The following is a 23,295-nucleotide window of genomic DNA, read 5'->3' as shown; positions in this document are numbered from 1 at the left end:
ACGTAGTAAAAACGAGCCATAGCCAAAATGAATAGTTAGCACAAATATAAAGGCCATCTAGACGAGATTTTTAAATATTCAAAGGTTATCTGTGCTTTCTATTCACGATCATAACTATGTTTAAACCTGAACCCAATAACCAAATAGTGGCAGGCTCAGGTACGTCAACCGCCCCGCAACCTTGATGTCTAATGATACTGATTGTTGCAGCAAATGTGACGGTAGTGCTTACTGAAAAAAACACCATCATAACTGTCATTTATCTGTGCTTTCTATTCACTATCATAGCTATGTTTAAACCTGAACCTAAACCCAATAACCAAATAGTGGCAGGCTCAGGTACGTCAACGGCCCCGCAACCTTGATGTCCAATGATACCGATTGTTGCAGCAAATGTGACGGTACTGGTTGCTGAAAAAACACCACCATAATTGTCATTTATCGTGCTTTCTATTCACGATCATAAATATACCTAAACCTAATAACCAAATAGTGGCAGGCTCAGGTACGTCAACCGCCCCGCAACCTTGATGTCCAATGATACTGATTGTTGCAGCAAATGTGACGGTACTGGTTGCTGAAAAAACACCACCATAATTGTCATTTATCTGTGCTTTCTATTCACTATCATAGCTATGTTTAAACCTGAACCCAATAACCAAATAGTGGCAGGCTCAGGTACGTCAACCGCCCCGCAACCTTGATGTCCAATGATACTGATTGTTGCAGCGAATGTGACGGTACAGCTTACTAAAAAAACACCACCACAACTGTCATTTATCTCTGCTTTCTATTTACTATCATAAATAGACCTAAACCTAATAACCAAATAGTGGCAGGCTCAGGTACGTCAACCGCCCCGCAACCTTGATGTCCAATGATACTACTTGCGGCAAATGTGACAGTACTAGTTGCTGAAAAAACACCACCACAACTGTCACCTATACCTGTTACTAAAGAAATAGCCCCGCCATCAATGGCTCCCTTAGAAAGAATATGACCTCTAACTTCTGCACCTGCCCCAAGTGATGTTAAGCCTGCTGTGCTTTCTCCCAGTACGTTCCAAAGAATACTGCTGTTATCGGTGACGTTTAACAATACGACCTTGGAGTTAATGCCAAAGCTTAGATTATTGGCAATATTGAAAACCCAAGAGCCATCCATACCATTGCCATCTAAGGTCAGTGTTTTTCCTGCGGCAATAGTGAGATAATTAACAGAATTATAGACGCCAGCGACGAGTGACTCATCGTTGTCGCCAAAATCATCCCAATCTAGTTCTCCATCGGTTACCAATGCTTTTAGCTCGGCTTGCACCGTGGTAATTTGATTTTCTTTACTGGTAACAACAGGAGCAGGAGGTGGGGCTTTTGATGAGCTGCTGGTAAGGTCTCCATCAATGTCTACATCATCAGCAATGGTTGCCGTAGTTCCGGCATCAACATCTTGATAAATATGTGACCCCGCAGCTATGGTCACTGTGGTTCCTGCTACAACATTCCCCATAACCTCTGCATTTTGCTCTAATGTTACTGTGCTTCCTGCTTCAATATTTCCCTCAACATACACACCGGCGCCGAAGGTTGCTGTGGTACCCGTTTGAACCTTACCGATAACGTTTACATTGGCGCCTAGCGTTGCGGTAGTGCTCGCTTCTATATAGCCATTGACAATAACATTATCGCTTAGGGTTGCTGTAGAGCCAGCCTCAATATTGCCACCAACTTGGCCATTGGCCGCTAATGTTATTGTGGTGAGGGCCTGCATATTACCATGAGTAATCACACCATCAGCCATTGTTATCGTACCGTTAGCATAGACTGATAGATCATTGAGGTCTGAATCTAACAGAGGGTGAAAACTTGCGTTTGCACTAGAAACTAAGATTATCGTTAAGATAAATAAGAGGTGTGTGAGGCGCTGCATAGTAGACTCCATGTCATATATCTTAAAATTACAGAAGGAAAAACTTAATCCATAAGTTGTATACTTTACACAATATATAATAGGTGGGAGCAGGGCATTTGTACAATAAATACACACTTAATTGTAAATGTAATTACCTTTATTTGTTAGGTTGTTGTAAATTTTGTTTATTTTTTTTCTAATTTATCAAATAATTGTTGAGCCAATTGATGTTCTTCAAAATCATCAGGTAAAGCGATTAATTTAATTAATACTTTTTTTGCCTCATGGATACGCTGCAACTTCGCTAGGGTATAAGCAATATGGTACTGAATATCTGGGCTAGTGGAAGATAAACTGAATGCCTGTCTTAAGTAAGATAGACCCAAATCTAACTCTTCAGATAAAACCAATGCCCAGCCAATAGTATCTATAATGGAAGGCATTCTAGGGTCAAGGTTCAAAGCTTGTTTAGCGGTTTCTATTGCCAAAGCAAAGCTCTTATCTCTAATATAAATAGTCGCTAAATTATTCAGTGCTAACGCTCTTTTTGTTGGTGGTATATTATTTTTAAGCAGTATTTGATATTGTTTTTTTGCTTTTTCAAAGTGTTTGTTTTCTAGTAAATGATCCGCCAACAAATGGCGATGCAATAATAATTGAGGATATTCAGTGATAAGCTTGTTTAATTCGGCAATAAATTTTTCTGACAAAGAGGCTGTTTTACTGATTTGATATAACTTGCTTAAAGCCGTTAAATTAGTATGATCTTGCTTAACCGCCTTTAAGTATGAATTAAAAGCTTGAAGCTTATTATTGCCAGCATTATAAATATCGCCTTGTAAAATAGTAAGCTCGACATTGTCTTTAGGTATTCTTTGTTGAGTTTGTGCAAGTAACTCAATGGCTTCGTTAATTTTATTTAACTGAATTTTAATCTTAATAAGTTCAATAACAATGGGTAGTGAATTAGGAGCAAATTTAAAGGCTTTTTCCCGACTATACTCTGCGCCAGCAAAGTCTTCTACTTTTAGTTGTAGTCGACTTAGTTTCATTAATAGTGGCACATTTTCATCAACCAATCCCGCCAATATATCTAATTTACGTTGAGACTTTTTTGGTTGCTCTAATAATAATAATACTTCAGCTTTTTTAAATAAAGCTTGAATATTTAGTCTGTTATCCCGCAACATTTGGTCAATAACTAACAGTGCATCTTGCCATTTTTGTTCAGCAATATAAATATTCGTTAACTCAGTTAGTGCAACTGTCTTTACCGATGGTATTTTAGCTTGCTGCTCAAACCCAGCAATAGCCGCCTCTTTATTACCAAGACGATATTCAACTTTGGCAAGTAATAATGCACTTTGATTATTATTTTTATTTTTATTTAGTACATCGCTCAATATCTTTCTTGCTAAGTCTAGTTTGCCAAGATTAAGTTGTAATAATGCATAACTGGTACTGATTTCACTATTTTGTGGCTGTTTTAGATACAATCTTTCTATAATTTTTTGGGCTTGGCTAAATTGTTGCAATTCAATCAATATTTGTGCAGTTATCAAATGATAGCTAACATTTTCTGGATAAATATCGGTTAATGGTGTTATATAATTTAAGCTTTTTTGAAAAGCACCTACCCTTAATGACAACAGTGATAAAGCGTATTGATAATTTTCACCCCCTTTGATATTTGCGTCTTCTAATAAAGCAAGTGCTTGTTCAATACGGCCTGAGCCTTCTAGTACATTGGCTGAGAGAATCAACACCGCTTCATCTTTAGGGTAATCAACGCGCAGTTTTGATAAAACAAAATCAGCTTTATAATTTTGGTCAAATTTAAGATATAAGCCAGCTAATATCAAGGCGTACTGTTTATTGAAGATCAGATCTTTCTCATTTTTTTCGAGTAATAATAAGGCATGTTTTGGCTCTTGCTGTTGCTGGTAAACATCAGCAAGCAACATGATTTCACTCATTTCAGTTTGAGTAGAGCTTTGACTTAGATACCTTTTGAATTTACTTTCAGCTTGTATCCAATTTTCTTGAGCATAACTACTCATGGCATCAAGCAATAATAATTGTGGTTGAGAAAGGAGATATGACTCATCAAGCTTAGATAATTGATTACTGAGTTCAACAAGCACTTTTATTGATAATTCTACTTGGTTAAGCTCTTTTAAAATGAGGGCCTTCATAAATGTTGTTTGAGGGTCATTTTCTGCGACCTCAAGTACTTTGTCAGCAACCTGATTAGCCATGTTAAAGTTTTGAATATCGACATAACAGCCAATTAAAATTCGCAACGTTTCAATGTTTTTCGGATTCAGTTCATTCGCTTTAGTTAAGTAGTTAATAGCATCATTAAATTGACCATCACTACGAGCAAGGTGACCTTTTAATTGCCAGAGTATTTCGTTATTAGGCGCAATTTTGTTTGCTTTAGTAAGCAGTACCTTAGCTTTGATATTATTTTTTTGATAAATATAAACCGTTGCTAACCCTAATAATGCGTCAATATTATTGGCATACAGAGTGAGGATACTTTGGTAGGTTATTTGGGCGTTTTTTAGGTCATCTAAGCTGACATAAGCTCGTGCTTTTATTTGGCTATACGCTAACTCGCCTTCTTTTTTAAGCGTCATCTTACTGGCAAACGTTAAGGCTTGATCAAATTTACCTTGATTTAAAATGCTCTCACCAAGTGGAAAAACAATTAAATTATTATCAACACCTTGAGCAAGTAGATCATTGAGCTCTTGCTCAGCAGCAGGGTAAGAATTTTTATCAATTAAAACCTTGGCGAGTAATAATTTAGCCGGTAAATTACGTTCACTTTGCTGCAAAGCATTTTTTAAATGAATATAAGCTGTTTCAATATCTCCTTGGTTATATGCTTGAAGTGCAGCTTCATAATGGTTTTTTTCACTGTTTGCTGCCATTACCGTATTTACCATTAACACGGCAGTGATTTGAATAAAGGAGATAATTAATTTCCGTATTTTTTTCATCATGACTTATGGCCTTTATTTTCTTCTAACAACATTTCGAACAACAATGTATTAAAAATAGAAACTTGAATTTTATGACTATGTTAGTCATCAGAAAAACATTAAGAGTTGGCTTTGAAAAATGAACCTGTATTAATTTGCTACGTGCTAATCTAACAATTAGCACGTCAACAGCTAAATTATAACTTTGCTGATTAAAGCTATGTGGTGAAATAAACAATTACGGAGATTATGAACAATATCCTGTCGTTCATCTTTGTAAAAAGCTGGGCCTGATCACTAGGCCTAAAATTTGATAAACTATGTCTAAGTAATAAACTGCCATTCCTTGAGGCTTGATTTCAAGGACCTCATGGTTACTAGAGCCGAAATGGATTGGTTGAATAGCATTTATGCTACTTATAAACCCCACTTATCCATAATGTTTTTATAGGTGCCATCGGCTTTTATTTGTTGTAATGCAGCAGATAAAATAGTCACTGTTTTATCTGCTGTTTTAAGTCCAGTCGCGATGAAAAGATCGCCAGGAAAATCATGTAGTTCAATAAAAGGTTTAATGTCATCTTTGTTAAACCCAATACTCTTCATTTCTCTATCTACTGCAATAAAGTTTGTTAAAATAAAGTCTATTCGTTGTTCAAAGAGCATGCTCCACATATGTTTATAACTAACGGACAAATGTAAATTTTTTTGCTCTAGAAAGCCTGTGTTTTTTAAATATTGCTCCGAGTGATAGCCACGGATTGTACCCACGACAAACGACTTTGCCTCTTCAATATTACTAATATTGATATCTTCGCGGTTGCGAAGACCCACCAAAAAAGCTTTGCTCTTGAATATTTGACCAACCCACTGGAAAAGATCTTTGCGGTCAGAACTCTTCATTAAAGAGAGCATAAAAATATTTTTATTATTTAGGGCTAAATCATAACTACGTGCAAAAGGTATAAACTCGATTTGAGCAGAAAACTGAGTTTTAATCATTAAAGCTTCAATAACTTCAACTAAAGCTCCAGCAGGTTTGTTATCTGCGCCCATAAAATGAAAGGGGGGTAAATCTTCTGTAACAAATCTCAGTTGCTGAGCATAACTTGCCCATGAGAATACAAACAATAATATAACAACAATCGCTTGCTTAACTATATTATTCATATCGGCTTTCTAGCCAATTTTGATTGATGGAAAATTAAGATATTAATACTTACTCTATTGCACAGTGTTTACCTATTAGTATTGTATTAATAATAAAACGAGTGTTATTGCAAGGTAAGATTACGATTTTTTAGTAAATAAAGTAGCAGGTATCTGTCCAAACAGGTGTTTTCTATCATTAGGGGGCACTACCCCGTTGACCTGTCATTGATCTTGGTATTGCTTAGCAGCGTGAATATGTTGGCACGTTTACATTTATTATCAGGCAATTATCGGCTATTTAAATAAGTGATTGTCTGTTTCCTATAGCCGATATTATTGAAAGGTTAACTGGCTGTTAGTCGTTTATATAGTTGTACATAATTGACTTCTAAACTTGAGGTTGTACGCCAATTTTTGGTTAGGAGACTGTAGGCCATGCCAATTTCTGTCACCAAGTGCATATGTGCTAGCGTCGCCATAGTGTTTAATTCAAGTGGTGTTACAAAGGCACGCCAGCTGTGTGTACCTATAGGTAAATAACGCATAATATATTCAGCGCCAAGAATGCCGACTAAGTAGGATTTAATCGTGCGATTTAGCGTTGCCATTACCACACAGCCACCCACTTTGCATAATTGGCTACACTGTTTTACTAAGTCTTTTTGGTTAGGTACATGCTCGATGACCTCCGCATTAATCACCACATCGTAGCGATGTTCATCGCTTATGCTGGTATGTTGCGCATGTTCGTGGCGATACTCAATATCAAGTTGAGATTTCACCGCATGGCGTTTTGCTACTTCAATACTTATCTCACTCACGTCTATACCGACCACTGTGGCTCCGGCTTTTGCTAAAGGTTCGCAAACCAGACCTGCGCCGCAGCCAACATCTAAAATTTTTAATCCTAGCAGTGGTGCTATATGATTAGGATCGCGACCATAGAAGGCGCAAATTTCTGCAATAAAATACGCCACGCGTACTCGATTGAATTCGAGTGCCGTTTTGTATTGACCGTTTGGATCCCACCAACTTTCAGCGAACTTATTAAATTTAGCGATTTCTGCTGGACTAAAATTACCAGCTGGCGTGTGTTTAATGGTATTATTTTTCACTGGACTAAGCTTACTTTTGTCTAACATGGTAGGTATATCCATTTTATTTTTGTTAATTAACACAAGGCACCTTTATGGACAATCAATTGAATGTATTAGGTACAGATTTAGAGTTATGTTGTAGCAATACGGGCTATACCCGAAAAGGGTTTTGTTTTGTGCCCGAAGTAGACTTTGGTAACCACAGTGTCTGCGCAATTATGACCGACGATTTTCTCCAGTTCTCAAAATTACAAGGCAATGATCTGATCAGCCCTAATTATCAATATAATTTTCCCGGCTTAAAAGCGGGTGATAAATGGTGTTTATGCGCTGTGCGTTGGTATCACGCTATTGCAGCCAATGTTGCTCCACCTATTGTGCTTGAGGCAACTAACCAAAAAGCACTAACAGTGGTCTCATTAGATGTTTTAAAGGCCCATGAATATCAGCGTTAAGGCGTCACTTTTGTTGATAAAATAACGAACAACACCGATACCACTGTTTAGGTCGAGTTAGCGACTTAATAATTACGGTCATATAGCAGAGATAGCAGTAACATCATTATAATTTTTTTATCTCTTGGCGAAGTGTAGTATTGCTATCGGTGACGATTTTCTCCAGTACGATCACTCGTTCAATCAGTATAGCTAATTTCTTTTGTGTTGATATGGCGGTATGACTATTACTTTCTTTTTGTAACGCTAATAATTGTTGATTGGCTGCTGATTTGTAACGAAAGTAATGGCGAACCAAGATAATAATTAATATTGGTGATGTCAGTATTATCATGACTAAAAATAATTCAAACATAGTTAATTCCCTTTAAATACTTTGAGTGGTTAATGTCGCTTTTGTACTTGTGGTCGACTGACTTTTCCACAAGTTTAAAAAGGTTATTTCACGCTTTTTACCACGGCAAACAAGCAGATGAATGTAAAGCAAAGTTAAAATAATTGAGCTTGCTTTAAATATATTGCCCGCTAAGTCTCCCGCTGCACCACCTGACATGCCAAATATTCCGTAAGCTGCATTCATGAAAATATGCATCCACAAAGGAAACCAAATTCGATAACCAGATTCACAAAATAACCATGCAAACCAAGTACCGGCGACCGAAGTTATCGCAAAAGCTGCAAAGGCTGATATTAGGTCATGCCCTTGATATATGTGCCCAAAACCAAAGATAACCGAACTAAATAAGGCAGCAGGTATAAATCCTAAGTGGCAATATCGAAATAAAACGCCAAATAATACCGCTCTAAAAAGAATTTCTTCGAACACACCTGCGTATACCGAGCCAACCATTATCCCTGATAGGGCAAGGTTCAACTCGCTACTTAAATAGGCGTAACCGATTGTCATCGGCAAGCAACAGGCAACAGCCGCTAAAAAGTAATGTTGAAATCCTACTATTTTTAAGCCTAAAATTTCAGTTAAATCAACGTCCTTAAATAGTAAGCTTGCCACTAACACTAAGGGACTATATAAAGAGGTAGCTCGCGGGTGTTAATAAAAGGTGGGATTGATTATCTAGTGCCAGTAAAGCTTCACTCCAAGTGTCACCCCAAAAGTATTTCATCATATAGCGACAGAATATAAAGGTAGTGCTCATTATTAGTGCTTTAATTTTGTTATTCATATTTACCTGCTTAACTAAAGTTTAAATTTCAAATTAAGCATGACTAACACTCAATTTAATATCCATAAATTAGGGGTAAGCTAATATAAAAGGTATTACTAACAATGTATTGGGGTGATTAACAAGCTTTTGGGACTAATGACAAGGCTTGTTTTATAAGAACGAGATACGGGGATAGTAACGTTAAGGGGCTTCATCATTAATTTTAAACCGCCAGCATTGCCGGTGCTAAGTTCTACTAAGGCTAGGTTTACGGCATAAGAGCGATGGCAGCGCACCACCGTTGAGTCAACAGGAAGTTGTTTTAAGATACTGATCAGTGAACTGCGTAATAATTGATAGCTAACGTTGTTATCTTTAATAATGGCTAACTCACAGTAATTGTCAGCAGACTTTATAAATAACAGCTGTGATAAAGCTAAGTGCAATTTTTCGCCTTTATTATCACCGGTTAAGGCTAATGGCAGAGTTGATAATCGCTCACTATTAACAACATTTTCATTTTGTTGATTGGTTGCATTGTCAGTTTGGATAACTTGTCTTGGTAAAGCCGTTTTCTGTGCATGGCGATTGACAAGATACATAAAAGTGATTGGAAACAAACCAATAGCAAAAGTATATAAAATGGAAGAGAAAAGTATCATATATTAACCGTTAGCTGCCGATTTTTAAAATTAATAACACTAAAACTATCAATAAAGTTTTTATCGTTAATTAACTCTTATAACAGGATATTGCCACTCACTGATTATTTTATCAATCTTTCCCGTTATCTTCAGTTGATTAATTGCATAGCGTAACTGTTCAATTATATAGGGTGATGTTTTTATATTACAGGCAAAATAATAGTCTAACGGCTTTGTATTTAGTTGGTAAACATTTTCAAATAAATTAGGGTTTAAATTATTAAATTGAGCGCGATACTTAATGGTATATCCGTCGGCTAAAATTAAATCGATACTCTTACGCTTAGCTAACAGCATTAATAATGAATGAGTATTATTAACGACAAATAAATTAAGACCTTCTGTAAAGCCTTCTTTCACTAAAAGTTGGTGGGTAACATCGTCACGGATCACGGCAATCATATGTTTTTTTGCATCTTCTAATGAAGTAATACTTAGCTTTCGTTCAGTTAAACCGATAAAAGAAATATTACGCTCGGCGATGGTATTTACCCAAATAAATTGCTCTTCACGTGCAGGGGTTCGGGCAATAGAATAGATACAGGTGTTTTCTTTATTCAAAGCCATATTAAGTGATCTCGCCCACGGATAGACACTGATATTAAATGTGTACGGTGTACTCGACAGCGCCGAAGATACTATTTCTGTGGCAAATCCCATTACTTTATTGGGTGTATCTATTTGAAAAGGGGGCAGGTGCTCGGTTACGATTTCAATATGAGGCTGAAAAGTAATCTCTTGTGAGCTTGTTGATAGCGTAAAAAAGCTAAGTAATAAAATTAAAATTTTGATTTTATTGTAGATATTCACTGTGGGGTTAATCTTCCTTGATTTATAGATAAAAAAGATTAACACTAAAGTTGCCGAAAAACCACTCAACAAAGTCGCAGCGAGAACTTACTGAGTGTTTACATGATGGTCTTTCTCTTTCCATTACTGCAAGTTTTGGTGTGGCTGATTTTAATGCTCAAATGAATGAATTAGAAGATCTGATAAAACTTGCTGATGTAGCTTTATATAAAGCTAAAAACAGTGGGCGAAATATCGTTTGTCAGATGCAAGAAACACCTAAAGAAAATGACAACGAAGCAGTAAATATTATCCATACAGTAAACTAGAATCACCATACCCCCGCTATTTTATTATCTCAGTTAGCCTAACAAACATTATTTATATTAAAACCGACCTTTTAAAGATTTAACGTTAATTTTTTGTTAATGTGGTTGTTTGGCGTTATATTACTTTTTTTGTAAAGCGTGATAAAATTTCAACATAACAAATCAATGAACAAAGAAAAGTTACACTTTATTTTTCGTTCATCCCCTTTTTGCTCATTATATATCGCCACTTAAAACGGTTAAACCAGATAGTCGTTTTCGTTAAGGTATTTTAATGACCAAAAAATATATTTATAAAGGAATATATGTGAAAAAGTTAATAACGATTGTTTTATTTATTTTATCTGTTCAAGGATGTGGAGGAGGTTCTAGTAGTGACAGCACTAAAGCTAATGGAACGAACACCGATGTGGCCGTTGTTCCTCTTGATTATAAAAGTATTAAATATAAAAATGAAATATCAAACAAATATAACGCTGTTTTTAGAGGGGGGATCACTTTAAAAATTCCTCTTAGTTGGTATCAAGAACAAAGCCTTGATCCAGAGCCTCTTGTACTTAGTACTTTTTATTCCGAAGGTACTTCTCCTAAAGTTATTACTATCGTAAAAACTGACAGTTTTATTCAAAGTAGGCAAGGACTTTCAAACATAAGTGAAGTCTCTTCTAAGCCCATTAACTTTTCGAGCTTTGAGGGAACAGAGGTTATATTTACGGCGAATATTGACGATGTTGCGTTAAAATTTATGCAAAGTTATGTGGAAGTGAACTCCGTTTACTATTCTATTTTCTTTTTTTCGGAAGCCCAAGAGTTTGATCGGTATATAGAAGTTTCTCGCTATATTGCCCAGACGTCGCACCTGAGTATATTAACGCATGAGACTACCGAGATAAGTGTAACAAAGGCAGATGATGATTTTTTAATGTTGATTTGTGAACCATCAGCACAGAATTCTAATGAATATCAGCTCTATGGCAAAATTATGTCGCAGGAGCTCACTTTTAGTGAACAATTTTTAATTGATGATAAATCTTTAGGTTGTTTAAATGTCAATGCTAAATACAGTCAGGGTTCATATCTCGTTGTATATGGTGCTGATTATAATGATCGACACCTTGTTGCTAAAAGAGTCTCAAAAACGGGAGTGGTTTTAGATGATGTTCGTATTCCTGTATCATTTTATAGTAAATACATAGATTTATATTTAGAACGAGAGTTTTCACTTAGTAATAACAACAAAGAAATAAACATTCTTTTTGATGGTGATAAATATTTAGTTACTTGGCGCTGGAAAACAGGAAATGGCAGTGAACATATCATGGGGCGTTACATTGATACTTCGGGTGTCACTTCAGAGATATTTTCTATTCATGAATATGTAGACGGTCTTATTGATAATACGATTAAAGCGGCTATTAGTAACAATCAAATTTTAGTTTCTTGGTCAACTAAAGAGTCAAATAATAATGATTTCGCTATAGTTACCTATGGAAAATTTATTAATGACATTGATATTGACGTTGTCAGGAAAATTGAACCTTCAATCATAGATGAAAATAATGTAACTACTGCACGATTCCAAGATTTAACCCCCATCGATAATGGCTTTGTTTTCTCATGGGTACAAGGGGGATATTGTAGTACATGTGAAGGTTTGAGTGACGAGGCAATTAAAGCCAGAATAATTAACCGTGATAGTTTGCTAACAGATGTAAAGGTATCTTCAAACGTCATAACTGTCGCAGAGCAAACTACTTCTGGAGGTGCTAGCATTGGTGAAGCAGGAGATAGAAGTTATTTTAATATTCAAAACTTAGATAATAAGTTACTTTTCTCTTGGATCACTGGGGGAGCATTTGAAGAAACTATTTATTACATGGTTAGTGATCAAAGCCTAACTGAAATATCAGATATTACGATCAGAAATAAAAAAATAGGTTACATGCCTAGCTTAGCTGAAATAAAAGTCACTTATTCTGAAGATAGGTTGTTTATCTTTCAGACTGCCTATAAAGGTACGGCTGTTTGGGCTGAAAATAAACCAAGTCAGTAGATTAAATAAAATAGACAGTTGAATCGTTTCGGGTGCAATAGTAGTCATTTATTACCAAATAGTTCACTGACAATAGCCTTGAAAACCTGTGGTTATAGTACTTAATCGATACGATATAGCTAGGTTATTTTAAGACGTTGTTGGGGATTGTTGAATTTAAAACTGCCCGATACGGGCAGTTTTATTGAGTTAGTAAAGGTTAAAAACTGATAGTTAATGACTGAGCTATCAGGTAAATATTTATAATTAATGGCTTAAAAGAGTCGGTTTGCTTGCGACATTTAAGCCATTAGGTTAATACTATTTTGGCTTTATTTTTACTTAACGCCGTAACACCAGAACCAATAACTAAGATCACTGCACCAATAATACTGGTAGTATTGAGTGGTTCGTTTGTAATCGCTCCTGGAGAAATATAATTAATGATCTGCATAAAAATTAAGGTCAATAGTGGAGTTATGGCTAATGTTGCGCTAACACGAGACGCTTCCCAATGTTCAAGAGCCTCTGCAAAAGCGCCATAAGCCAAAAGCGTATTTGCCCCACAAAAAATCAACAGTAACCAGCCTATGGTATCTAGTTCAAACACTAAAGACGGTGCCGACAACGGTAAAAACACCAAGGTTCCCGCTAAATAAATCAGTATCATAATTTCTTCAGAGGCAAAATTTTTCAACAGTTGCTTTTGTGCTAAGGCATAAATAGCCCAAAGAATTGCCGCAAGAATAATAAAGAAAAGGCCAAGAGCATAGTTACCCTGAAAACTAAATAATTGTTCAAATCGCTGATTAAAAAACAATACCAGTCCTAAGATAAAGGTTAACAAGCCCACTTTTTGTTTGGTATTAAACGACTCTTTAAAAACACAAACACCACCAATAAGTAATAACATCGGTGCTATTTGAATCATGACCTGTGTGCTTTCTGGTGATGTTAAGGCCAAGCCCATCATATAGAGAATGTAGTTTGCTAATAAACCAAAGACGGTAAGTATCATTAATACCATGACTTTATTGTTCTTAAGTGATGATAATGAAGGTAAGCGTTTGGTGATGACTAAGTATCCGCCCAAAAATACGGCCGCAATAAGAAAACGAAACCAAGTAATGGTATTTACGTCCATATATTGCAATAGCTCTTTGAGCGCAATCGGTAAAATGCCCCATAATATTGCCGTAGTAAGGGATAAAAACAACCCCAGTTGCCATCGACCACTAATTTTATGCATAGGTAAAGCTCAGCTTAAAATGCCACATTGAGCATTTCTTTAAAAGTGAGATATTATCCATAAACTGCTTGAAAAATACTATCGTTATTAACGCCAGTATTGTGTTTTATCAGAGATAAAAGCGAAAGTTATTTTATAAGTAGCAATTAAAGCCATTAGCTTTAACAAAGAGGGGGTTTGAATGGAATTACCCATAAATATCATAGATGAATTGAAAATGCTTAAACTGAGCTTAAAAGAATACGGGTCTCACTGTTAAGTACACCTTCTATTGTTCTAACATCTCGCAGTACGTGATCAAACTCGAGTAAATTTGATGTTTTAACCTCAGCCACTAAATCTCAAGTACCGCTAGTTGTGTGAATCTTATCAAGTTGGGCAATACCACGCAGTTTATTAATCACTTGTGTGGTCGACCTACCGACAACTTCTATCATCATGATTGCTTTAACGACTTCAGTTTCTAACTCATCGTGAGCTCGAATCGTAAATCCTAAAATAGCGCCAGAATTAATCAGTCGATCCATTCTATTTTGTACTGTGCCACGCGAGACGTGGAGTGATTTTGCCAACTTAGAAATAGAGGCCCTAGCATCAAGGCGTAAAATAGCAATGAGCTCTTTATCAATAGCATCGTAAAGAAATACCCGCTTCTTCAGGTTCTTGTTCTCGGTCATACTCGGCTCCAAATTATCATTTTGACAATAAAACTAAACAATATGATAAATATTTACTCAATAATTGCAACATATTGCCATTTTGATTGGCACCTTCAGCAGATAGTATAGGGTTCAGTTAAATAACAGCTTTGTATAGCGCTCTGCTTTATCTGCCAAGAGAGAAATTATGATAAAGCATAAAATACAAGGTAACAGAGAGAAATTATGCCAGTATTTCCACAAGCACCAAATGCGGTCGTGATGATCCGCCCACATCACTTTTTTCCTAACGAAGAAACAAAGCAAGACAATAGCTTTCAGTCAACAGAGCTTGTAAACCAAGAGCAAATTAAAACCCTCGCTTTTGATCAAGTAACTAGCGCAGCAACCATACTTGCAGCAGAAGGGGTTGTTGTTCACCTCTTTGAAGATGAAGGACTTGAAACACCCGATTCAGTATTTCCTAATAATTGGTTTTCAACACATAGTGGTGGTCAAGTCGCAATTTACCCTATGTATGCAAAAAATCGCCGCAAGGAACGCCGCACAGACATTATCGCCATGCTTAAACAACAATATCGTGTGCAAGTCGTTTTTGATTATTCTGGATTAGAATATGATGATATTTACTTAGAGGGTACTGGTGCTATGGTGCTAGACCATATTGAACGCATTGCTTATGCGGTTAGTTCAAAAAGAACAGATTCACATGTCCTTGAACGCTTTTGCGCTCACTTTAATTTTGAACCTATGGTTTTCGATGCTCAAGACAAAAAGGGCACTCGTGTTTACCATACCAATGTATTAATGTGTATTGGCAGTGATTTTGTCATGGCCGGGTTTGAAATGATGACCAACCCTAAACGCCGAGATGAAATTATTAAGCGCTTTGAAAATGCAGGTAAAAAAATTATTTATTTAACTGAGCAGCAAATCAATCAATTTTGCGGTAATGCACTCGAATTGCAAGGGACTTCAGGGCGCATACTTGCGCTTTCGTTAACTGCCTATAACGCATTAACACCAAAGCAAATAACCTTGCTAGAAGAAACAGTGAAATTAGTTCCTCTGAATGTCTCTGCCATTGAAATGGCTGGTGGCTCAGTACGTTGCATGTTGGCAGGGGTTCACTTGTCAAAAAGATAATTTATTGATTAACGATTGAGTCAAAAAAATTAAGCATATAATTTAAAAAAGTATCGTACTATACTGAAAATTAAAGAGTAAATAAGGCAAGTAAATGGTTAATGAGATTGTAAGCGCTATCAACAATATCCTTTGGGGCCAAGGCCAAATATTAATTTACTTGTTACTTTTTGCCGGATTTTGGTTTTCGTTCAAACTTCGCTGGATACAGATACTGCAATTCAAATATATGTTTACGGTGATGAAAGGCAGTACGCAATCTGACAAGTCAGGTATTAGTTCTTTTCAAGCTCTATGTACGGGGCTTTCAGCGCGAGTTGGTACGGGTAATTTAGCGGGTGTTGCCATGGCTATTTCGCTGGGTGGCAGTGGCGCGGTATTTTGGATGTGGGTCATTGCATTATTGGGTATGGCGACCGGCTTTGCTGAAAGTGTTCTTGGCCAGTTATATAAAGTGCGAGATGAACATAAAGAATTCAGGGGCGGCCCAGCTTATTATATTCGGGCAGGACTCAACAAACCTTGGCTGGCTATTCTTTTTTCGCTTTGTCTCTTTTTAGGCTACGGTCTTACTTTTAGTGCAATGCAAGCCAACACCATCGCAGATGCATTAAACAATACTTTTACCATCCCTCGTGAATATTCAGGCATAGTTATTGCGGTACTCGCCGGCAGTATCGTTGTAGGTGGCATGCGTAGTATTGCTCGATTTGCTGAACTTATTGTCCCTTTTATGGGGTTAGCCTTTGTCGGGACAGCGGTCGTTATTACCTTGATGAATATTCAACTTTTACCCTCAATGTTTGTCGATATATTTTATTCAGCTTTTGGTTTAAATGAAGCGGGTGCCGGCGCTTTAGGTGCAGCAATTAAGAATGGCATTCAACGAGGCTTATATTCAAATGAGGCCGGAGCAGGTAGTGTGCCTCATGCAGCCGCAGGCGCTTCACCTGTTCCTAATCATCCTGTTGCTCAGGGGTATGTACAAATGCTAGGGGTTTTCTTAGATACCATGGTGCTTTGTAGTTGCACAGCAGTAGTTATTTTGTTGTCAGATATTAATATCAGTGGCGAAATGGAAGGTATACGAATGACACAAGATGCGATGACGAGCCATTTTGGTAGTGGTGGAAACTATTTTGTTGCCGCCGCGATTACCTTATTCGCTTTCACCTCTGTGGTTGCTAATTATGCTTATGCAGAGAGTAATTTACATTTATTTAAACTAGACAATAAAGTAGGGCGACTCTTTTATACCAGCATTTATTTATTTATGGTGTTTTGGGGAGCAACGGCTTCGTTGAAAGAAGTGTGGGGATTAGCAGATATGGCGCTAGGGTTAATGACGCTGGTGAATATCTACGCCATTATTTTACTGACCCCAACCGTATTGAATTTAACTAAAGACTTTCGCGAGAAACTCAAAGAAAATGGTAAGCCTACTTTTTTACTTGATGATGTCGAAATACAAGGCAAAACAGAACCCGGTGTCTGGACCGCGAATAAAGCCAAAGAGACGTTATAAGTCCTTTGATATATAAAAAGCCGCTAAAAGATTTTAGACGTTTGTTTCATTGTGTTATAGGTTATAGGCAATTGGGGTTAGTTAACGGCTTATTATGAACACCATGGATTTAAACGACGACAAAATATAACATGCTACGAAAAACTATTAGCATAGTTATTTTTAGCAAAGTTACTTTGTGAAATAATATGTAATAAGCGATGGACTCAAAACGTCTATCGTTAAGTGTGCTTTAAATCCCCATAAACAGTAATTCCCGTCATATGTAGACTTTTTCAATAATATTATAAGTTTTATTCAACTACTCGATAGCTTTGCGTATAACTTCTGGAAGCATTTATATGTTTGTATCCAATAATTTTCTTAAATTTTTATAATGGATGTCCAAGTTATGAAAGCTAAAATTTAGGGGGAGGGGATTTTAGATATAAAAAAACCGCAATTAAGCGGTTTCTTATCATAAACGGTGGTTTGTTTATCGCCAAATCTAAAAGTTACTAGGTATAACTAATGGATTAAAAAGGTCTTTATTTGGTGGAGCGGGGGGGAATCGAACCCCCGTCGAATTTCTCTGTGGCCCTTTAGTACTAAGGGGGTTATATTGCGAGTGTTCCAAGAATGTTCTGTTCTAATTATCTAATTAATTGATAATGTTAAATAAACACAAAAATCTCAGCCGACATGTTAAATGATAGCTGAGGTTTTTGTACTTTTTATTTATTACTTCTTTATTTTCTTTTCATAATCATCAAGAAAATTGCCATAGTGTTTCAAAAGCATCTCAGGTGATCTATGTCCCATCAATTGTGATAACTTCCATAAATTCATGCCTTCGCTGATATTTCTTGTGGCAAAAGAGTGACGTAGTTGGTAGGGATAACGATATTTTACACCCGATTTTTTGATGATTTTTGTCCATTGATGTTTTCTAAAACTATCCGTGTTCCATGGATTCATTTTACTATTTAAAAAAACAAATTCACCATTGGTTCCGGTCAATTCAAATTGCGAAGTAAGTGCCTCGATAGCTTTGTTTGAAAGGGGTACCGTTCTAGCTAAATTACTTTTTGTTCCTTTTATTTGGTTTTCAGTAAATGTTTCGACTAAACAGACTTCTTTGCTGTCAAAATTAACATCACACCACTTTAAACCAGCCCACTCACCCGATCTGCATCCAGTTTCAATACAAAAGGTAATAATATAGTTTTCTTGACCAGAACAATTATTTAAAATGTTATAAATTTCTTCACCATTAAATGGCAAAACATCTTTGTGTTTTTTCCGAGCATTGAGCTTTCTTTCATTTGATATATATACAGTTAAATTAATTTGTGATGTTGGATCTATCGTAATTATGTTTTGAATAATTGCCTTATTTAAAGAGCATCTTAGTACCGAAATTCGGTTTCTAATCGTTTTAGGGGCTTGAGGTGAGTTCTCAATGAAACTGAGAACCTCTCTGGCTGTCAGTTTTACAACTGAAAAATTCCACAAGGGTTTTAATGCAGTAACTGATTTTCGATAACTATTAATCGTTGTATGTGATAAACCGCGGCGAACAGCGTTTTCAATATAGTCATCAAGATAGTATTTTACGTTAACATCATGAGTTATATTAGAAAATATCTTTAATTTTGAAGATTTTGGGAATTCATCAGCGTAATTAAATGTGCCGCTTTCAATTCGGTCTCGAATACCCCCGACTTTGTCACTGGCTTTTGTAATGTTTCTATCTGTTACCCGAAATGGATAAATTTCACGGCATTTGATGTTTTTGTATGTAAAACTCAATTGTAACGAGTTACTGAGTTTGTTTTTTTTAATACTCACTCCTCTGGGGAGTTTTTTATCGTTGTTTATGTCTTTCATCATTCACTCTTAGCTAGTTAAAATAAAACGCGCTAAACACGCGTTTTTTTATTTTTTCGAGCCCATTTTTCGACTTCAATGATGTCGATCCATCGCTCTCGAACATTTGGGATTTTAATAACATGCTGCCCTACGATCCAAATTCCCCGTTCTATTCTTTTTATCACTGCAGTTTGTGACTCTCCTGAGATTTCACAATACTGATGTAGCGGTAATATATTAAGCATTTTTTTGTCCTTTATTATTGTGGAAAGCCAGTATATCCCTTGGCTGCAAAGCCAGATGCCTTGATTTTACGTTTTTTAATGGAAAATCTGGGCAACAGTACAAAAAGTTGAATTTTTTATGCTATACGATACTGTTTTTTACGACAGCTGATGGACCTAGACTGTTGTTATAGCTAATACAATCCTCAAAAGAAGGGATGTCGCTGTAAGGAAATATCAGCGTCATAAATTCGACTAATTTTTCATAAAACATATCAGTAGGGCGATCACAATTAAGAAAAAAGAAGCCACTCCCAGGAAAACATTCTGAAAAGGTCACTTTTTTTACTAGCATCTCGCATCCTGCCGTTTCCAAATCAGTAGGATCCTGTGAATAGTCTTGAAGTAATTCGACAAATACATAGTTATCATTAATGATTAATTCAAAACTTACGGGCCATTCATCACCGTTTTCCTTTATTACGCCGTTGCTGACATCGTAGTTAAATTCAATGTCGATGGCGGTTAGATAATTACCAAACATCCTGTCATAAATTGATTTATAAGAGGGCGGTGAAATATCATCTAGCTCTACTCGATATATATTGAGGTCAGCATCAAGGATACTTAGTACTTGTTGGTCTGCTCTGCCGTTGAGTTCTGTTATCGCTATTACAGCATCCGCTACCTCTGACATGTCGTTAGCGTGAATGAAGTCTTCATCAGTTAAAATGTACTCATCACTTGAAGCAATCTTGTATTTAAAACTACCATCGGGATTGTAAAGAAGAGCCAATTGTAGTTTAGGCTCAAGCAAGCTTTTTCTGATCAAACTCTTTTCTACCTCAACTAATACATTTGCCAGTTCAGCATTCCCATCAATAATATGGCTTGCCTGAACGCTGCTTATACCAAGAATGTGTCCAACAAGCTTTGTGTGCAGTAAACAACCCTTTTTATTGGGGTCTTTAAAGTCAACTAACTGCTCATCGGGGATACTTGCCAAATCAGCTTTAATCACATCGTTAGTGTCAGTGATATTCATTGTTTGAGTAATCATTCTGTTATTCCTGTTAATAAAATTTTAAGTCCCTATCTATTAAATAACAGAAGTTGAAACGGGCAACTGGCAATACAGACAGAAGAGGAATATTGTGAAAAGTGTAAAAGAGGGAAGGTTTATATTTAGTGCTAAATGTAGACATCAAATATTTATATTTGATTATTCGTATGTGTTGCGTTGTGAGTCACTTTGATATCAACCAATGATCCAACTTCCCATAGTTTGTTTTCCTATGACTAACCTTTTGAATACTTACTGATCACCAAAGGTGCTGTTTGTCTAGGGGAAGCGTTCCTCTCTGCTTCACTCCACATAAGTATAAGTAACATGCTGATGTTCTTTTTTACGGGCATAAGCAATTAAATGTCGCTGACGTAGCGCAGTAATCATTATAGCAAGTGGTAGCTCATGACTTTTTGCTAAATGATATAGTTAACTGATTTTTTGCATAAAAATCCATATTTCATTTCAGCTGGATACTGCTCAATAGGCGCACAGTTTATATTGCCAAGTCCACCATTCGTTAATAGGTAAAGATGCTTTGTATTTCGACAATCAACAGCGACCAATAACCAATCAGGGGGATTAGGCTTACCTAACTGCCTTAAGAAACTATCAATATTTAATATCGTGACCTCCATGGTATTTAGGTTTTTATGCGGCGTCTTTTTTTGTATAGCGTCTAAAATCATAGGTAGACCTATTATTTACTTATGTCTGTAGAAATGTAGCTCGACTAAAAGTGAAAATGAGCTGGCATTGAAACGTTATTTGCTCATATGGCTAAAGATAAATTGGTTTAGAACGTCTCACGATGCGAAGTTCACTATGGCAGGGCTACTTTTTTGCCGCCTACTATCGTGCTTTACTTACAGATAATTTTTATTATTTCTTATCTTTTGATTGTTTCTTTGAAATAAAAGTATCGACAAATGACATTAATGCGATGGCAGTAAGAAACATTCCTATCGCATATACTAGAAGAAGTTTTACCGCCCGTTCATCTTGACTCTCTTGAGGTAAGTGCAGGGTAGTGAGTAACAAAATTGTCATCACAAGCATAGTTAAAAGAGGTAGCTTAAAATTTTTCCATAGGGTCTTCTTATCTTGCAGAGGTGTGCTTTTGTTAAAGCCGCCCCCTAGATGAAATATATACACGAATAAAAGTACGACGAGTGGAATATATCCAACACAAAGTAAAACAAACACTGCCATATCATTTTTTTGTAAGTAAAAAGATAAAGCTAATAACGACCAACATAAAACCCAACTCAATACTGTTTTCAACATAATTTTTCTCCTTGAATATGAATAACAATTATCTCTTAGAAATCTAATCGGGCAACTCACGGTGCAGCGCGAAACATTAGTCGGTTGAGTCATGTCTTTTTTCGATAACCCACACTTTCATGGTAAATATTGTTTTGTTGAACTATCCCTATCGTATATTCACACCTACTTTCTGAGCTAACGGTAGAAAAAAAGTTAATGGCTTTAAGAATGAATTAACAAAACTACCTATTGTTGATATTTTAAATCAAACTGTCTTTTTGTAATGGCTATCCACTTAGCTCAACCAATCACTAAATGTTGTGTTTACTAAATTTAACCTCGTAGATCACTTATACCACTTTGCTGACCTAATTTAGTCCTCAAAACTAGGTAGGTTTATGTTCACTAAGATACGAATATAGTCCTTCTAATATTCTTTAACAATACACATCATTTGACGATATCGAAAAGTTAATTAGCTCGAATTCGATATAATTAAAACTTGAAGTTGAAAATTTCGACCTCAAGTTTGTGCAAAGAGGTTTGCACAATTAACTATACTTTTAACCTGGTCAAATTCGACCAGTTTAAGTTTAATTATGGCGAATTCGCCATAATTAAAACTTGAGAACGCAAATTGAGATCTCAACTGCGACCATAGGTTCGATGTTAACAAAGATACGATATTCTCCACAGATATATATATATGCATTCTTTGACGACAATTATTACCGATTAAACGAATAAGCTAACTGGGAAAGATGCCACCACAGAGGTCATTCGTCATCAAACTGTTAATGCTAACTTTGTGGCTAAATTGACTATGTCACTATAAACGGACTAAGCTTCGATGAACCTTTATTTCCAAAGGGGTATTTTAAGTCAAAGTGAGTTGACCAATGAAAAAACTTTTAATTGTAGCGCATGCTCCTTCAGAAAATACACAATTAATGGTTGAAGCGATCTTGAAAGGTGCACAGCATTCTGATATTGAACAGGTTAAAACAAGCTGGATACCGCCTTTAGAAACTACACATGAGGATGTGTTAGCATGTGATGCGATAATTTTGGGGACGACTGAAAATCTCGGTTATATGAGTGGAGCTTTGAAAGATTTTTTTGATCGCTGCTATTATCCTTGTCTGGAAGTAAAGCAGGGATTGCCTTGTGCGTTATATGTTCGTGCTGGGAATGATGGAACTGGTACTTGTCGGGCAGTCGAATCGATCTGTACAGGTTTGCGTTGGAATTGGATTCGACCACCATTAGTGTGCCGTGGTGACTGGCAATTAACGTTTCTTGACCAATGTGAAGAACTTGGGATGACAATGGCTGCCGGACTTGATGTTGGAATTTATTAATTCGCCTTTTACATTGCAGGAGTCATAGCTGTCATAGCATCATCCAACCCGATTGAACATCACCATAACTGACTCCTGAGCCACCATTGCGGTCGTTCATCATCAAATTATTAATGCTAACTTTGTGCGCTTTCCTGACATTAGCTACAGGTTGTTCTTTAGGTCAAAAGTTAGCCAATAGCGAACTGACGATTATGCAAAAAATGCATATTGCAAATAGTGCTTTGAGGCAAAGTTTTAATTATGGCGAATTCGCTATAATTAGAATTAGTGTTAATCGCACATCCCATATTGGAGCATGTCGCCCAATGTGCAAAGTTTGT

General features: G+C 36.4%; 25 protein-coding genes. 6 read left to right on the top strand and 19 right to left on the bottom strand.

What is annotated here, in order from left to right; genetic code table 11:
• Positions 1–85 precede the first annotated feature (85 nt).
• The 8 genes from A3Q34_RS21240 to ubiG all read right to left on the bottom strand — a co-directional run bounded on the left by A3Q34_RS21240 (position 86) and on the right by ubiG (position 7,228).
• Complete coding sequence (locus A3Q34_RS21240; protein WP_442855282.1) at positions 86–247, bottom strand: PEP-CTERM sorting domain-containing protein; 162 nt, start codon at positions 245–247, stop codon at positions 86–88.
• A 12-nt stretch (positions 248–259) separates the two neighbouring features.
• On the bottom strand, positions 260–373 hold the full coding sequence (locus A3Q34_RS21235) for a PEP-CTERM sorting domain-containing protein (RefSeq protein ID WP_404842498.1): 114 nt from the start codon (positions 371–373) through the stop codon (positions 260–262).
• Between the two features lie 61 nt (positions 374–434).
• The gene (locus A3Q34_RS21230; RefSeq protein WP_442855281.1) at positions 435–539 is read right to left on the bottom strand and encodes a PEP-CTERM sorting domain-containing protein; all 105 of its coding nucleotides are present in this window, start codon (positions 537–539) and stop codon (positions 435–437) included.
• 65 nt (positions 540–604) lie between these two features.
• Positions 605–712, bottom strand: a complete 108-nt coding sequence (locus A3Q34_RS21225) for a PEP-CTERM sorting domain-containing protein (RefSeq protein ID WP_442855280.1) — start codon at positions 710–712, stop codon at positions 605–607.
• A 65-nt stretch (positions 713–777) separates the two neighbouring features.
• Positions 778–1,926 carry an ice-binding family protein gene (locus tag A3Q34_RS05115; protein ID WP_070374380.1) on the bottom strand — a complete coding sequence of 383 codons (1,149 nt, stop codon included), beginning with the start codon at positions 1,924–1,926 and terminating at the stop codon, positions 778–780.
• A gap of 167 nt (positions 1,927–2,093) precedes the next feature.
• Entirely contained in the window at positions 2,094–4,919 is a 2,826-nt protein-coding gene (gene prsT, locus A3Q34_RS05110; RefSeq protein ID WP_070374379.1) for an XrtA/PEP-CTERM system TPR-repeat protein PrsT, read from the bottom strand.
• Between the two features lie 396 nt (positions 4,920–5,315).
• On the bottom strand, positions 5,316–6,068 hold the full coding sequence (locus A3Q34_RS05105; RefSeq protein ID WP_070374378.1) for a substrate-binding periplasmic protein: 753 nt from the start codon (positions 6,066–6,068) through the stop codon (positions 5,316–5,318).
• Between the two features lie 326 nt (positions 6,069–6,394).
• Positions 6,395–7,228, bottom strand: coding sequence for a bifunctional 2-polyprenyl-6-hydroxyphenol methylase/3-demethylubiquinol 3-O-methyltransferase UbiG (ubiG, locus tag A3Q34_RS05100; protein ID WP_331710948.1), 834 nt, complete (start codon positions 7,226–7,228; stop codon positions 6,395–6,397).
• 11 nt (positions 7,229–7,239) lie between these two features.
• On the opposite strand from ubiG, the gene A3Q34_RS05095 reads away from it, so the two are divergent.
• Positions 7,240–7,602 carry a DUF2237 family protein gene (locus tag A3Q34_RS05095; protein ID WP_070374376.1) on the top strand — a complete coding sequence of 121 codons (363 nt, stop codon included), beginning with the start codon at positions 7,240–7,242 and terminating at the stop codon, positions 7,600–7,602.
• A 106-nt stretch (positions 7,603–7,708) separates the two neighbouring features.
• On the opposite strand, the gene A3Q34_RS05090 is transcribed toward A3Q34_RS05095, so the two are convergent.
• The 4 genes from A3Q34_RS05090 to A3Q34_RS05075 form a co-directional block, all read right to left on the bottom strand.
• Positions 7,709–7,957 (bottom strand): hypothetical protein, encoded by a 249-nt coding sequence (locus A3Q34_RS05090; RefSeq protein WP_070374375.1) that lies wholly within the window; start codon positions 7,955–7,957, stop codon positions 7,709–7,711.
• 12 nt (positions 7,958–7,969) lie between these two features.
• The gene (locus A3Q34_RS05085) at positions 7,970–8,614 is read right to left on the bottom strand and encodes a CPBP family intramembrane glutamic endopeptidase (protein WP_231907428.1); all 645 of its coding nucleotides are present in this window, start codon (positions 8,612–8,614) and stop codon (positions 7,970–7,972) included.
• A 270-nt stretch (positions 8,615–8,884) separates the two neighbouring features.
• Complete coding sequence (locus A3Q34_RS05080; RefSeq protein ID WP_070374374.1) at positions 8,885–9,430, bottom strand: LytTR family DNA-binding domain-containing protein; 546 nt, start codon at positions 9,428–9,430, stop codon at positions 8,885–8,887.
• A gap of 66 nt (positions 9,431–9,496) precedes the next feature.
• A complete protein-coding gene (locus A3Q34_RS05075; protein WP_070374373.1) occupies positions 9,497–10,282 on the bottom strand; it encodes a substrate-binding periplasmic protein in 786 nt (261 codons plus the stop codon).
• A gap of 50 nt (positions 10,283–10,332) precedes the next feature.
• Here A3Q34_RS05075 and A3Q34_RS05070 point away from each other — a divergent pair, with 50 nt between their 5' ends.
• A complete protein-coding gene (locus A3Q34_RS05070; RefSeq protein WP_070374372.1) occupies positions 10,333–10,590 on the top strand; it encodes a GGDEF domain-containing protein in 258 nt (85 codons plus the stop codon).
• Positions 10,591–10,864: 274 nt separating this feature from the next.
• The gene (locus A3Q34_RS05065; RefSeq protein WP_070374371.1) at positions 10,865–12,643 is read left to right on the top strand and encodes a hypothetical protein; all 1,779 of its coding nucleotides are present in this window, start codon (positions 10,865–10,867) and stop codon (positions 12,641–12,643) included.
• A gap of 289 nt (positions 12,644–12,932) precedes the next feature.
• Here A3Q34_RS05065 and A3Q34_RS05060 read toward each other — a convergent pair whose 3' ends face one another.
• From A3Q34_RS05060 to A3Q34_RS05055, 3 genes are all read right to left on the bottom strand, one after another.
• Positions 12,933–13,871, bottom strand: a complete 939-nt coding sequence (locus tag A3Q34_RS05060; protein WP_070374370.1) for a DMT family transporter — start codon at positions 13,869–13,871, stop codon at positions 12,933–12,935.
• Between the two features lie 221 nt (positions 13,872–14,092).
• Positions 14,093–14,206 (bottom strand): hypothetical protein, encoded by a 114-nt coding sequence (locus tag A3Q34_RS21150; protein WP_331710947.1) that lies wholly within the window; start codon positions 14,204–14,206, stop codon positions 14,093–14,095.
• Positions 14,207–14,212: 6 nt separating this feature from the next.
• Positions 14,213–14,548, bottom strand: coding sequence for an Lrp/AsnC family transcriptional regulator (locus A3Q34_RS05055; RefSeq protein WP_231907427.1), 336 nt, complete (start codon positions 14,546–14,548; stop codon positions 14,213–14,215).
• A 207-nt stretch (positions 14,549–14,755) separates the two neighbouring features.
• Between A3Q34_RS05055 and ctlX the strand changes: the two genes are divergently transcribed.
• Both ctlX and A3Q34_RS05045 read left to right on the top strand, forming a co-directional pair.
• Positions 14,756–15,676, top strand: coding sequence for a citrulline utilization hydrolase CtlX (gene ctlX, locus A3Q34_RS05050; RefSeq protein WP_070374369.1), 921 nt, complete (start codon positions 14,756–14,758; stop codon positions 15,674–15,676).
• A gap of 94 nt (positions 15,677–15,770) precedes the next feature.
• On the top strand, positions 15,771–17,201 hold the full coding sequence (locus A3Q34_RS05045) for an alanine/glycine:cation symporter family protein (RefSeq protein WP_070374368.1): 1,431 nt from the start codon (positions 15,771–15,773) through the stop codon (positions 17,199–17,201).
• Positions 17,202–17,921: 720 nt separating this feature from the next.
• Here the strand turns inward: A3Q34_RS05045 and A3Q34_RS05040 are convergent.
• From A3Q34_RS05040 to A3Q34_RS05020, 4 genes are all read right to left on the bottom strand, one after another.
• Entirely contained in the window at positions 17,922–19,070 is a 1,149-nt protein-coding gene (locus A3Q34_RS05040; RefSeq protein ID WP_070374367.1) for a tyrosine-type recombinase/integrase, read from the bottom strand.
• A gap of 348 nt (positions 19,071–19,418) precedes the next feature.
• The gene (locus A3Q34_RS05030; protein WP_070374365.1) at positions 19,419–20,336 is read right to left on the bottom strand and encodes a hypothetical protein; all 918 of its coding nucleotides are present in this window, start codon (positions 20,334–20,336) and stop codon (positions 19,419–19,421) included.
• Between the two features lie 422 nt (positions 20,337–20,758).
• Positions 20,759–21,031, bottom strand: a complete 273-nt coding sequence (locus A3Q34_RS05025) for a hypothetical protein (protein WP_070374364.1) — start codon at positions 21,029–21,031, stop codon at positions 20,759–20,761.
• A gap of 193 nt (positions 21,032–21,224) precedes the next feature.
• Complete coding sequence (locus A3Q34_RS05020) at positions 21,225–21,629, bottom strand: hypothetical protein (RefSeq protein WP_070374363.1); 405 nt, start codon at positions 21,627–21,629, stop codon at positions 21,225–21,227.
• An 881-nt stretch (positions 21,630–22,510) separates the two neighbouring features.
• Here A3Q34_RS05020 and A3Q34_RS05015 point away from each other — a divergent pair.
• Positions 22,511–22,972, top strand: coding sequence for a flavodoxin family protein (locus A3Q34_RS05015; RefSeq protein ID WP_070374362.1), 462 nt, complete (start codon positions 22,511–22,513; stop codon positions 22,970–22,972).
• Positions 22,973–23,295: the final 323 nt, after the last annotated feature.

Origin of the sequence: Colwellia sp. PAMC 20917, from assembly GCF_001767295.1 — a bacterium.
Lineage (GTDB): Bacteria > Pseudomonadota > Gammaproteobacteria > Enterobacterales > Alteromonadaceae > Colwellia_A.
The sequence above is the reverse complement of the archived record's forward strand: the minus strand, read 5'-3'. Positions and strand labels throughout refer to the sequence as shown.